Source organism: Streptomyces bambusae, from assembly GCF_019400985.1.
Taxonomy (GTDB): domain Bacteria; phylum Actinomycetota; class Actinomycetes; order Streptomycetales; family Streptomycetaceae; genus Streptomyces; species Streptomyces bambusae_A.
In genome coordinates, this window is record NZ_WTFF01000222.1 from 1 (window position 1) to 12,360 (window position 12,360).

Genomic DNA, 12,360 nt, shown 5'->3' on the forward strand with positions numbered 1-12,360 from the left:
CGGTAGGCCTCGGCCCCGGCGGGCAGCTCCAGGCGCAGCTCCCGCCGGGCCCCGTCCGCGGCGAGCCGGACCGCCCGCAGACGGTGGCCGTCCGCGGCGCCGAGGAGCTGGCGGGCGACGAGGGCCCGGCGCAGGTAGAGGTGTGCGTCGTGCTCCCAGGTGAAGCCGATGCCGCCGAGGACCTGGATGCAGTCCTTGGCACAGGACCAGGCAGCGTCCAGCGCGACACCCACGGCGAACGCAACAACGAGCGCCCGTGCCTTGACGGCCCGGGCTCGGGCGGCTTCGGCTGGGGCGGCTTCGGCTTCGGCGGCTTCGGCGGCTTCGACTCGGGCGGCTTCGGCTCCGGCGGCCTCGGCTTCGGCTGCTTCGCCCCGCACCGCAGGCCCGCCCGCGTCCCCGGCCGCAGGCCCGGTGGCGTCCCCGGCCGCAGGCCCGGTGGCGGCCCCGGCTGCAGGCCCATTGGCAGCCCTCGACGCAGGCCCGTTGGCGGCCCCCGCCCCCGCACCGGCCGCACCATCGGTTCTGCCCGCGCCCCCGGCCGCACCACCGGCCCCGCTCGCGGTCTCGATCCCGCCACCGGCCCCAGGCCCGGTAGCCACCCCGGCCGCAGGCCCGTTCACGCTCCCGGCCGCAGACCCGGTAGCCGACCCGGACCCCGCCCCGCCGGGAGCCCCTCCCATCGCCCGTGCCGCGTCCCAGGCCAGTGCCCGGGCCTGTTCCAGGCGGACCAACATGTCCGCGCACAGGTGCTTGACCCCCTGGAACCGCCCGATGGGCCGCCCGAACTGCTCGCGTACCTTCGCGTACTCGGCCGCCGTGTGCACCGCCCACGCGGCGGTACCGCACGCATCGGCCGCGAACAGCGCGCAGGCCAGGTCGCGGACCGTGGCCGCGTCCAGCGCCAGCAGCCGCCCGGGCGGTACGGCGACCCCGCGCGCCCGTACCTCGGCGGTGGGCCGGGTCGGGTCGGCGCTGTCGTGCGTACGGATGTCCAGCGCGGCCGCGTCCACGGCGAACCACAACGTCCCGTCGGCGGCCTCGGCGGCGAGCAGTACGAGATCCGCCTCGCCGGCGCCGAGCACCGGGGGCGCGGTCCCGTCGAGCAGGTGCCCGCCGCCCTCGACTGCGGCGGCGACGGCGGTCATGCTGCCGGGGCCGAGGGCGACGGCCCCGATCCGGCTGCCGTCGGCGAGGGCGGCGGCGAGCTCGTCGGCCCCTGCCCGGTGCAGCAGCGCGGAGGCGAGCGCGCTGGGCAGGAACGGCCCGGGCAGCGCGCCCCGCGCGGCCTCCTCGACGACGACGGCGAGATCGAGCAGGGTCCCGCCCTCCAGATGCGGGGCGAGCAGCCCCTGCGCGGCGAGCGCGTCCCACCAGTCGGGTCGGACGCCGGTCGGCGGTGGGCTGTCGAGGAGCTTGCGCACTTCCTCGGGCGGCACGGTGCGCGCCACCCACCCGCGCACGGCCTCGGCCAACTCCCGCTGTTCTTGCGTGATTCCGATGCCCATGCGCGGCAGATTAGAACACGTTTCAATCCGACGGAAGGTCAGACACCCGTGCTCTTGACGCCCGCCCCGGCGAGGCCCCGGTGGACCGGGCCCGGCCCCTGGCGCGGCCACCTGGGCGAAATTGCGCCCCGATCGGCCCATGCGCCAGTGACCGGACGGCCCCGGCGGCGTTGGGGCCGTCATGGCCCACCACACCCTCGCCCGCGCCGCGGCCGGTGCGACCCTGGTCCTCGCCGTCGCTCTCGTCTCCGCCCCCACCGCTCATGCCGCCGCACGCCCCGGCGGCGCCGCCGGAGCCCTGGCAGGTCCCCTCAGCCTCGACAACCTCCTGTCGCTCGGCTTCCTCGCCCCGACCGTCCGGGACGCCAAGCGCCAGGTCTCCGGCCTCGCGTCCGGGCTGTCGCCGGCCCCTGCCAATGCCGCAGGCCTCGGCAGCCTGCTGAAGTAGACGACGAAAGGTTCCGTCCACGCGAAACTCACCAGAGCCCTTGCCACCGTGTGCACCGCCGCCGCAGCGGTCGAGCCGCCGCCGACGACGACCTGATCTCGGCTCTCGACAACCCTGCCGTCGGAGCGGTCTGCTTCCCTTCCGGGCAGATGGGGCTCGGGAACACCTTCAACGGCACGCAGAACATCGGCTGCTCCCAGAGCGGGGAAAGCACCTCGTCCGGGGGCTCGGGCGGGTTCACGGGCCATGAGGTGGTGACGAGGAGCGTGGACTGCCCGGCCGGCCAGCTCTGCGGCGTCACCGTCGACTGTCCGACCGGGAAGAAGGCGACGGGCGGGGGCGTGGTCACCAGCCAGGTGAATTCGTCGATCCACGTCGTGCGGTCCGGGCTGGACCCTTCGACGGCGGACGACGCCTTCCGGTGGGAGGCCATCGTGTTCAACGGGGGCACCAGTCAAGTGGCTGTCACGGCTCAGGTGATCTGCGCGGACGTCGACGGCTGAGGCGGCCGGCCACGAGCGCAGACGGCTGAGGCGGCCGGCCACGGGCACCGGCGACCGGCAGGCGGGCCCCAGCCTGGACCGCTACCGGGCGGTAAGGCAGCATGGGGCCCGCCCGAACCACGTACGCACCGTGTGCGCACCCCGCCCCACCGCCGGAGATCCGCCATGACCGCCACCCCCAAGCCGGAGACACTCGCCGCCTTCGAGGCCGCGAAGGGCTTCATGCCCGTACGCGAGGGGCTCGCCCTGTACGAGGCGGCGGTCGGGGCCGCCGCCCTCGGGCTGCCGCTGCTGGAGGTCGGCACGTACTGCGGCCGCTCGACGATCCTCCTCGCCGACGCGGCCCGCGAGGCGGGGGTCGCCGCGATCACCGTGGACCACCACCGGGGCAGCGAGGAGCAGCAGCCGGGCTGGGAGTACCACGACCCGACCGTGGTCGACCCCGAGGTCGGGCTGATGGACACCCTGCCCACCTTCCGCCGGACCCTGCACAAGGCCGGGCTGGAGGAGCACGTGATCGCGATCGTCGGCCGGTCCCCGCAGGTCGCGGCCGCCTGGGGCGGCCCGCTCGGCTTCGTCTTCATCGACGGCGGGCACACCGACGAGCACGCCAGCGGCGACTACGAGGGCTGGGCGCCGCACCTGGCCGAGGGCGGGACGCTGGTCATCCACGACGTGTTCCCCGACCCGGCCGACGGCGGCCAGGCCCCCTACCGCATCTACTGCCGCGCGCTGGCGTCCGGCGCCTTCGAGGAGGTCTCCGTGACCGACTCGCTGCGCGTCCTGCGCCGCACGGGCCCCGGCATCTGACCGTCCGCATGACGTGTCCGTACGGCGCGTCCGTACGACCCGTCCGTACGACGTACGTCCGTACGCCCCTGGTCCGTCCGGGGTACGCCAGCCCCTCGGACGGACCAGGATCCGGGGCGCCGGGCCGTTCGTCGGATTAGCATCGCGATGTGCCGTACGACGACAGCCCCCCGCCGCCCGAGTCCGCCTCCTCGTCGAACCCGGACCGGCCCTGGTTCGCGCGCCGCCCCCTGCTGGCCGTCTCGGTGGCCGCCCTGGCCCCCGCGACCCTCGCCGGCTGGGTCCTCGTACAGGTGATGTCCGGCGACGGCGGCCCCGCGCCCGAGGCGCGCCCGCAGCCCGCCTCCGCGGTCTCGCCGCAGCAGCCGCAACAGCCGCAGAAGCCGCCCGGTGACGCCAAGTCCGGCACGGGCCAGGCCACCGCCTCCGCGAGCCCGAGCCAGGAGGCGGCGGCCCCGGCGAGCCCGGGCAGCCCCCAGGCCGCCGCTCCCCAGGGCCTCCTGGCCGGCAAGGTCGTCGTCATCGACCCCGGCCACAACGTGGGCAACTTCCAGCACGGCGCCGAGATCGACAAGCAGGTGGACATCGGCACCAACCGCAAGGAGTGCGACACCACCGGCACCACCACCAACTCCGGTTACAAGGAAGCGGACTTCACCCTCGACGTCTCCCGCCGGCTGCGCACCGCCCTGGAGGCCCGGGGCGTCAAGGTGGTGCTGACCCACCAGGCGGACCGGCCGTTCGGGCCCTGCATCGACGAGCGGGCGCGGATCGGCAACGAGGCGAAGGCGGACGCGGTGGTCTCCGTCCACGCCGACGGCACCGCGGCCGGCAACCGCGGCTTCCACGTGATCCTGCCGGCGAAGGTCAAGGGCGGGGCCGCGGACACGTCGGCGATCGTCGGCCCGTCGCGCGAGCTGGGCGAGCGGATCGCAGGCAACTTCACCCGCACCACCGGATCGGCCCCGGCCAACTACCTCGGCGGCGGAACGGGCTTGGTGGTCCGCGACGACCTCGGCGGGCTCAACCTCTCCACCCGGCCGAAGGTGTTCATCGAGTGCGGCAACATGCGTGACGCCAACGATGCGGCCCTGCTGATGGATCCGCAGTGGCGCCAGAAGGCCGCGCAGGGGATCGCGAACGGCATCATCGGCTTCCTCGGCGGGTAGCGGAAGGGTCACCGTCTCGGACCCGGCGCCCTCGGGGGGCCCGGGTTTCCGTACGATGGTGCCCGCCCGCGACCGAGACCGAGAAGGACATCCAAGTGAACATCCGCTCCCTCACTAGGGGCGACGGCGTGGTGATCGGAGCAGCGGTGCTGCTGTTCATCGCGTCGTTCCTCAACTTCTACTCCGTGGATTGCGGCGGAGTCTCCACCTGCGAGGACCGCATCCCGAGCGCGTGGGACACGGACCAGCTGAACATCGTCCTCCCCTCGATCTTCCTGGCCGGCCTGATCGGGGCGGGCCTGATCGTCGCCACCCGCTTCCTGCCCGAGGGCCGCAAGGTCGGCGGGCTGACCCTGGCCGCCTGGGGCACCGGGCTCTCCGTCGGCGCGGCCTGGTCCGCGCTGTGGGCCCTGATCGTCGGGCCGGAGGGCGCCGACCTGGGCGCCGGTTCGATCCTGGCGTTCCTGGCCACGCTCGCGGTGGCCGGTACGGCCATCGCCGGCCCGAAGGTCCCCGCCCTGGCGGGCCCGCTGCTGCCGACGCCGTCCCCGCAGGCGGCCCAGCCGTACGGCGGCCAGCCGCAGCCGGGCGCCGGCTACGGCTACCCGGGCGGCGCGACGCCGTACGGGAACACCCCGCAGCCGGTCCCGCCCTACGGCGGCACCCCGGCGCCGGGCACCCCGGCCGCCGGCCAGGCCCCGCAGGAGCCGGCCGCCCCGCAGCCGGCCGCCCCGGCGTCGGACTTCTCGCCGTTCTGGTTCGCCGTACCGGTGGCCCGCCCCCTCTTCCCGGAGGACGGCTCCCCCACTCCGCTCGCGGAGCTGGCACCCGGCACCTGGTACCTGGCGGTCGACCAGCGCGGCCCGAACACCCTGATCGCGCAGACCCAGGACGGCCGCCGCGGCGTCCTGAACGACACCTCGGGCATCCAGCGCGGCTGACGCGCCACCGGCGCGCGCCCGCCTGCTCGACACGGCAACGGCCCTCCGCCCTTCCGGGCGGGGGGCCGTTCCTCTACAGTCTCCTGACGACTCGTCAGACCGGCGGATCGTCGGACCGTTCGGACCGTTCGGACCGTCGGACCGCCGGAAACGTCGGATACGGTGGAGGGGACCCTTCCTCATGCGCCTGGGACTCGCACTCGGCTACTGGGGCCGCGGCCCCGACCCGGCCCACCTCGCCCTCGCCACCGAGGCGGAACGGCTCGGCTACGACTCCGTGTGGACCGCCGAGGCCTGGGGGTCGGACGCGTTCACCGCGCTGACCTGGATCGCCGCGCACACCTCGCGGATCCGGCTGGGCACGGCGATCGCCCAGATGGCGGCCCGCACCCCGACCGCCACCGCCATGCACGCACTGACCCTGGACCACCTCTCGGGCGGCCGGATGATGCTGGGCCTCGGCCTGTCCGGACCGCAGGTCGTCGAGGGCTGGTACGGGCGGCCCTTCCCCGCGAGCCCGCTGACCGCGACCCGCGAGTACGTCGACGTGGTCCGCCAGGTGTTGGCCCGCAAGGCGCCGGTCACGCTCGACGGCCGCTTCCACACCCACCCGTACGCCGGCCCCGACGGCACCGGACTGGGTAAGCCGCTCAAGCCCATCACCCATCCGCTGCGCGCGGACCTGCCCGTCCTCCTGGGCGCCGAGGGACCGAGGAACATCGCCCAGACCACCCGGATCGCGGACGGCTGGCTGCCCCTGTACTGGTCACCGACCCGCACCGACGCGTACGGGGCCGCCCTGGCCGGCGTACCCGAGGGCTTCATGATCGCGCCGATGGCCCGGGCCAAGGTCTGCGACGACGTCGCCGAAGGGCTGCTGCCGGTCAAGGCGATGCTCGGCTTCTACATCGGCGGGATGGGCCACGCGGCCCGCAACTTCCACGCCGACCTGATGGCGCGGATGGGCTACGAGGCGGCGGCCCGCCGGATCCAGGAGCTGTTCCTCGCGGGCCGCAAGGAGGAGGCGGTGCTCGCCGTGCCGGACGCCTTCGCGGACGAGATCTCCCTCGTCGGCCCGCGGGAGCGGATCGCGGAGCGGCTTCAGCTGTGGCGGTCGGGCCCGGTGACGGACCTCCTGGTCACCGCCCCGGACCCGCACACCCTGCGGGTCCTGGCGGAGCTGAACGCCTGACCGGCCGAACGCCGGGACTGCCGAATGCCGGAACTGCTGACCGCCGGTCCGTCAGCCGGTGAGCTGGGAGGTGCTCGGGACCTTGTCCGTCACCTCCGCGCCGGCCTGCTTGCCGGCGTCCTTGATGCCGGTGATGACGTCCTCGAAGGCGCCCACCTCGGCATCGCCCGCCTCGCCCTTGCGGAGCTTGGTGCCGAGGCCCTTGAGCGACTCGATGCCCGCCGTCAGCGGGGCGACGGCCTTCGACAGCAGGGGGTCGCCCTTGGCGTTCTCGACGGCGGCCTTCAGCCGGTTGTACGCGAAGGCACCCGCGAGGCCGGCCTTGACCAGGGCGAAGGTGCGTCCCTTGGCCCCCTTCTTGAACTTGCCCTCGCGGTACGGCTTGATGATCCACTGGTACGTCGCCCCGGCCGCGAGGCCGGCGTTGGCGACGAAGCGCGTCTTGGCGAACTTCTGCCGCTCCGCCGTGGTGGTCGGCGTGGGCTCGGCCGCGAACGCGGCGTCCAGCGCCTCCGTCTCCCGCGCCATCGCCTGCTCCACGGCCGCGACCGAGGCCTCCTCGGCGTTCGGCGCCGCCGCCCCGTTCCGGCTGCCACCGCTACAGGAGGTGGCGCCGGCCAGCAGGGCGCAGGACAGCAGCGCGGCGGTGAGGACGCGGCGGAATCGGCTGCTTCGGGGTGCGGAACGGGATGCGGAACCAGGTGCGGAACGGGATGCGGAACCGGGTGCGGATCGGGGTGCGGACACGCTTGCCTCCGGGGATGGGCCGTCCCCGGCAGCCTCGCCCGCGGCGGACCTCCCCACCACTCGGCGAACCCGTTCGGGTCTGCCCCGGCCGGGGCAGGCCGGGTTTGCCGGGCGGTGCAGCGGCAAGACGCGGGGCATGTCCACACACTCCCGTGCACCCGCCCGGGGCGTCGGCTCGGCCGCCCGGCTGGTCGCCCTCGCCGCGGACGTCCTCGCGCTGATCATCGCCGTATGGATCGTGATGTACCTGTTGGACGCCAACCGCTCCAACGAGGTCGTCCAGTGGTTCCACGACGCCGCGACCTGGCTGGCCGGCTGGTCGTACGACCTGTTCTCCTTCGGCCGCGAGTGGATCCAGGTGGTCGTCGGCTACGGCCTGGCCGCCGTGGTCTACCTCCTCGTCGGCCACGGCCTGGCCAACTGGCTCGCCCGCCGCTGACCGGCCGGCCCGGACCGGCCTACGACGCGGTGCAGCAGTCGGGCTCCAGGCCGGCCGGCAGCGCGGTGCCGCCGAAGACCGTGGTCGTCGGCTCGTCGCCGCCGAGCGCCGCGACGGCCAGCAGCAGGGAGCCCGCCGTCCAGGTGGTCTGCTCGACGGGCCAGACGGCCTCGTCCTGGAAGACGTACCCGGTCCAGTACATGCCGTTCTCGGCCCGCAGGTGGGTGATCGAGCGCAGGATCTCCAGCGCCCGGTCGGACTCGCCGACCGCCCACAGCGCGAGCGCCAGCTCGCAGCTCTCGCCGCCGGTCACCCAGGGGTTGGGCAGCACGCACCGCACGCCGAGGCCGGGGACGACGAACTCCTCCCACCGGGACTCGATCCGGGCCTTGGCCTCCGCGCCGGTCAGCGCCCCGGCCAGGACCGGGTAGTACCAGTCCATCGAGTAGCGGTCCTTGTCCAGGAACCGCTCGGGGTGGCACCGGATGGCGTGCCGGAGCGCGCCCGCGGCCAGTTCCCAGTCGGGCTGCGGCTCCTCGCGGTGCTCGGCGACGGCCAGCGCGCAGCGCAGCGCCTGGTGGATGGAGGACGAGCCGGTCAGCAGCGCGTCCGTGACGGCCGTGCCGTCCGCCTCCCGCTTCCAGCCGATCTCCCCGCCGGGCTGCTGGAGCCCCAGGACGAACTCGACGGCGGCGTAGACGGCCGGCCACATGCGGTCGAGGAAGGCGTCGTCGCCGGTGGCCAGGTAGTGGTGCCACACGCCGACGGCTATGTACGCGGTGAAGTTGGACTCCTTGCCCGCGTCCTGCGGGACGGCGGTGTCCACCCCGTCCTCGCGGTCGGCGTAGGCCGCGTACCAGGAGCCGTCCGGGTTCTGGTGGCGGGCGAGCCACTCGTACGCCCGGGCCGCGGCCTCGTGCTCACCGGCCGCGTCCAGCGCCATCGCGGCCTCGGTGTGGTCCCAGGGATCCAGGTGGTGGCCGCGGAACCACGGTATGGCCCCGTCGGAGCGCTGCGCGGCCAGGATGCCCGCGACGGTCCCGGCCGCCTCGGCCGCCGTCAGGACCCCGGGCAGGACCAGGTGTTCGGTGCGCCCGGGCGAACTCACTGGGCCGCGTCCACGGGGAGGTGGGGCTTGGTCGCGTAGGCGACGAAGCTCTTGCCGATCAGCGGGTTCAGCGCCTGCTCGGCGAGCCGCGTGGCCAGCGGCTTCTTCATGATGTCCCAGACCAGGAGCTTGTGGTACGCCTTCACCGGCAGCACCTTGTCGTTGTCCACGCCGAAGGCGCACTTGAGCCACCAGTACGGGGAGTGCAGGGCGTGCGCGTGGTGGGTGCCGTACGGCCGCAGGCCCGCGGCCCGCATCTTGCCGAGCAGCTCGTCGGCCCGGTAGATGCGGATGTGGCCGCCCTCGACCTCGTGGTACGCGTCGGACAGCGCCCAGCAGATCTTCTCCGGGCCGTAGCGGGGCACGGTGATGGCGATGCGGCCGCCCGGCTTGAGGACGCGGACCATCTCGGCGAGGACGCCCTTGTCGTCGGGGATGTGCTCCATCACCTCGGAGATGATCACCACGTCGAAGGAGTCGTCGGGGAAGGGCAGCGCGAGGGCGTCGCCCTCCATCGCGGTGGCGGTGGCGCCGGCGGGGGCCTCTCCCGCCTCCTTCATGGCGGCGAACCACTTGGCGACCTCGCGGATCTCCTCGCCGTTGCGGTCGAGCGCGACGACCTGGGCGCCGCGCCGGTAGCACTCGAAGGCGTGCCGGCCTGCGCCGCAGCCCAGATCGAGCACGCGGTCGCCGGCGGCGAGCGGGAACCGGGAGAAATCGACGGTCAGCACGGGGTCCTGCCTTCGCGGTAACGGGGGTGAGCGGGGCGAGCGTGGTTCGGGCGGGCGTGGGTCGAGCGGGTGTCGTTCGAGTGGGCGTGGTTCGGGCGGGCGTGGTTCATCGGCGGGGGCTCATACGGCTACGGCCTCGGCGGCGGGGCTCATCGGCGGCGGTGGCTGCGGGCGGTCACCGGCGGGTCGCGCCGCGGGCGGCGATGGCGGCCCGGTACCGGGCGACGGTGCCCTCGGCGGCCTTGGCCCAGGTGAAGTTCGCCAGCACCCGGTCGCGGCCGGCCGCGCCGAGCCGGGCGCGCAGCTCCGGGTCGGCAAGCATGCGCGAGAGCGCGCCGGCGAGCGCGTCCGCGTCACCGGGGGGCACCGCGAGACAGGTCTCGCCGTCGCGGCCGCTGACCTCGGGGATGGCTCCGCCGGTCGTGGCCACCAGCGGGGTCGCGGTGGCCATGGCCTCGGCGGCGGGCAGCGAGAAGCCCTCGTACAGCGACGGCACGCAGGCGACCTGTGCGCTGCGGACGAGGTCGACCAGCTCCCGGTCGGTGATGCCCTTGACGAACTCGATGGCGTCCTGGAGCCCGTACCGCTCGATGGCCTGGGCGACGGGGCCGCGCTCGGCCCGCTTGCCGACCACCACGAGGTGGGCGTCGGGTTGCTCGGTACGGACCTTGGCGAGCGCCTCGACGAGGTGGACGAGCCCCTTCAGCGGGACGTCCGCGCTGGAGGTGGTGACGATCCGGCCCGGGACCTCGGCGACGGAGGGGTCGGGGGACCACAGGTCGGTGTCGGCGCCGATGTGGACGACGTGGATGCGCTCCAGCGGGACGTCGAGGTCGGCGGCGATCTCCAGCTTGCTGGACCCGGAGACGGTCAGGACGGAGGGCAGCCGGCCCGCGACCCGCTTCTGCATGCGGGTGAAGGCGTACCAGCGGCGCACGGACACCCGCTTCACGCGGTCCTGGGCGGCGTCCAGCTCCAGCTTGCGGTCCACCGTGATCGGGTGGTGGATGGTGGTCACCAGGGGCGCGCCGAGGTCGGCCAGCAGGCCGTAGCCGAGGGTCTGGTTGTCGTGGACGACGTCGAACTCGCCGCGCCGGGCGGCGAGGTGGCGCCGGGCCCGCAGGGAGAAGGTGAGCGGCTCGGGGAAGCCCCCGGTCCACATGGTGGCGACCTCCAGGAGGTCGATCCAGTCCCGGTACTCCTCGCGCGCGGGCGTCCGGAAGGGGTCGGGCTGGCGGTAGAGGTCGAGGCTGGGCAGCTCGGTGAGGACGGCGCCGGAACCCTCGTCGAGGACGGGGTAGGGCTGGGCTCCGATGACCTCCACGGAGTGCCCCAGACGGACCAGCTCACGCGACAGGTGCCGGACGTAGACGCCCTGGCCGCCGCAGAACGGGTTCCCCTTGTAGGTGAGCAGTGCGATGCGCAACGGGCGATCGCCGTCCGTGGCCGGACCCGGGAAAGGGCTCGTCACCATGGCCTCAGCGGTCACTCTCGGCCCCTTTCTCACTGCACTTCCGCCGGAGCGTAACCGCTCGGATAATGTAGAACAAGTTTCAGACTTGATCCGTCCAAGGGCATTGAATCTACCGGTCGGAAACCACACCGTAAGAGGCGGAGCAGGTGATTCGCGCCACGGACGGAGCTCCTGCCATGCTGAGGGCGGCACGCCCCGCCGGCAGCGGCAGCACGACCCCGCAGCAGCAAGGACGGCGGCCCGGACAGCAGCCAGGACACGAGCCAGGACAGCAGCCCGGACAGCAGTCCACGAGACCAGCGCGAACGAAGTCCGCAGAACGCAGAACGCAGAACACAGAACGTAGAACGCCACGGAACGGGACACATGACAGCGGAAGCCAAGGCCGTCACGACTCCGGCGTCCCCGCCTCTGACGGAGCGGCAGGAAGCCCGACGCCGCCGGATCCTGCACGCGAGCGCCCAACTGGCCAGCCGGGGCGGCTTCGACGCGGTGCAGATGCGCGAGGTCGCGGAGTCGTCCAGCGTGGCCCTGGGCACCCTGTACCGCTACTTCCCCTCCAAGGTGCACCTGCTGGTCGCGACCATGCAGGACCAGCTCCAGCACATGCACACCACGCTGCGCAAGCGGCCGCCGGCGGCGGCGGAGCCGTCGGCGCGGGTCGCGGAGACCCTGATGCGCGCATTCCGCGCGCTCCAGCGCGAGCCGCACCTGGCGGACGCGATGGTCCGCGCCCTGACGTTCGCCGACCGCAGCGTGAGCCCCGAGGTGGACACCGTCTCCCGGCTCACCACGGCGATCATCCTGGACGCGATGGGCCTGGACGGCCCGCCGACCGCCGAGCAGCTCTCGGCGGTGCGGGTGATCGAGCACACCTGGCACTCGGCCCTGATCACCTGGCTGTCGGGGCGCGCCTCGATCGCCCAGGTCAAGATCGACATCGAGACGGTGTGCCGCCTGATCGACCTGACCACACCCTCGCCCTCGCCCTCGCCCGAGCGGCCGCGATCGACCGGATCCGGGCGGTCGTAGCGGCGGGTCCGGGGGGCGGTCGCCGCAGCGAGCAGCGGGTCCGGGGGCCGGTCGCCGCAGCAGGCGGCGGGCCCAGGGGTCGGTCGCCGCAGCGGGCGGCAGGTACGGCGGTCGGCCGCCGCAGTAGGCGGCGGGCCCAGGGGTCGGTCATCGCAGCGGGCGCTGGGTCCGGGGGGTGTCCCCTTTTAACATCTCCGCGCCCACGAGACCCAGGCTGGACTCGTTATCCGGCTTCTGGTTGCAAAAAAAAAAATACGC

The 12,360-nt window shown here is 73.9% G+C and carries 13 protein-coding genes; 8 read left to right on the forward strand and 5 right to left on the reverse strand.

Annotated elements, in window-relative coordinates; all coding sequences use genetic code 11:
- On the reverse strand, positions 1-1,508 hold a 1,508-nt coding region (locus tag GPJ59_RS37770), incomplete at its 3' end, for an acyl-CoA dehydrogenase (RefSeq protein ID WP_258024898.1).
- Positions 1,509-1,689: 181 nt separating this feature from the next.
- Between GPJ59_RS37770 and GPJ59_RS25530 the strand changes: the two genes are divergently transcribed.
- The 6 genes from GPJ59_RS25530 (at position 1,690) to GPJ59_RS25555 (ending at position 6,571) form a co-directional block, all read left to right on the forward strand.
- Complete coding sequence (locus GPJ59_RS25530) at positions 1,690-1,956, forward strand: hypothetical protein (protein ID WP_219670042.1); 267 nt, start codon at positions 1,690-1,692, stop codon at positions 1,954-1,956.
- 50 nt (positions 1,957-2,006) lie between these two features.
- The gene (locus GPJ59_RS25535) at positions 2,007-2,459 is read left to right on the forward strand and encodes a hypothetical protein (RefSeq protein WP_219670043.1); all 453 of its coding nucleotides are present in this window, start codon (positions 2,007-2,009) and stop codon (positions 2,457-2,459) included.
- 165 nt (positions 2,460-2,624) lie between these two features.
- A complete protein-coding gene (locus GPJ59_RS25540; protein ID WP_219670044.1) occupies positions 2,625-3,269 on the forward strand; it encodes a class I SAM-dependent methyltransferase in 645 nt (214 codons plus the stop codon).
- Between the two features lie 149 nt (positions 3,270-3,418).
- Entirely contained in the window at positions 3,419-4,438 is a 1,020-nt protein-coding gene (locus GPJ59_RS25545; protein WP_308120485.1) for an N-acetylmuramoyl-L-alanine amidase, read from the forward strand.
- A 95-nt stretch (positions 4,439-4,533) separates the two neighbouring features.
- Positions 4,534-5,379 carry a DUF5336 domain-containing protein gene (locus tag GPJ59_RS25550; protein ID WP_219670045.1) on the forward strand — a complete coding sequence of 282 codons (846 nt, stop codon included), beginning with the start codon at positions 4,534-4,536 and terminating at the stop codon, positions 5,377-5,379.
- Between the two features lie 181 nt (positions 5,380-5,560).
- Entirely contained in the window at positions 5,561-6,571 is a 1,011-nt protein-coding gene (locus GPJ59_RS25555; RefSeq protein WP_219670046.1) for an LLM class F420-dependent oxidoreductase, read from the forward strand.
- A 51-nt stretch (positions 6,572-6,622) separates the two neighbouring features.
- Here GPJ59_RS25555 and GPJ59_RS25560 read toward each other — a convergent pair whose 3' ends face one another.
- Entirely contained in the window at positions 6,623-7,111 is a 489-nt protein-coding gene (locus GPJ59_RS25560; RefSeq protein WP_374200896.1) for a hypothetical protein, read from the reverse strand.
- A gap of 343 nt (positions 7,112-7,454) precedes the next feature.
- On the opposite strand from GPJ59_RS25560, the gene GPJ59_RS25565 reads away from it, so the two are divergent.
- Positions 7,455-7,757 carry a hypothetical protein gene (locus GPJ59_RS25565; RefSeq protein WP_219670047.1) on the forward strand — a complete coding sequence of 101 codons (303 nt, stop codon included), beginning with the start codon at positions 7,455-7,457 and terminating at the stop codon, positions 7,755-7,757.
- A gap of 19 nt (positions 7,758-7,776) precedes the next feature.
- On the opposite strand, the gene GPJ59_RS25570 is transcribed toward GPJ59_RS25565, so the two are convergent.
- The 3 genes from GPJ59_RS25570 to GPJ59_RS25580 form a co-directional block, all read right to left on the reverse strand.
- Positions 7,777-8,865, reverse strand: a complete 1,089-nt coding sequence (locus GPJ59_RS25570; RefSeq protein WP_219670048.1) for a prenyltransferase — start codon at positions 8,863-8,865, stop codon at positions 7,777-7,779.
- Positions 8,862-9,596 (reverse strand): class I SAM-dependent methyltransferase, encoded by a 735-nt coding sequence (locus tag GPJ59_RS25575; RefSeq protein WP_219670049.1) that lies wholly within the window; start codon positions 9,594-9,596, stop codon positions 8,862-8,864. Before GPJ59_RS25575 ends, GPJ59_RS25570 begins: the two co-directional genes overlap by 4 nt.
- Positions 9,597-9,771: 175 nt before the next feature.
- Positions 9,772-11,085 carry a glycosyltransferase family 4 protein gene (locus GPJ59_RS25580; protein ID WP_219670050.1) on the reverse strand — a complete coding sequence of 438 codons (1,314 nt, stop codon included), beginning with the start codon at positions 11,083-11,085 and terminating at the stop codon, positions 9,772-9,774.
- Between the two features lie 351 nt (positions 11,086-11,436).
- On the opposite strand from GPJ59_RS25580, the gene GPJ59_RS25585 reads away from it, so the two are divergent.
- Entirely contained in the window at positions 11,437-12,102 is a 666-nt protein-coding gene (locus GPJ59_RS25585) for a TetR family transcriptional regulator (protein ID WP_219670051.1), read from the forward strand.
- Positions 12,103-12,360 lie beyond the last annotated feature (258 nt).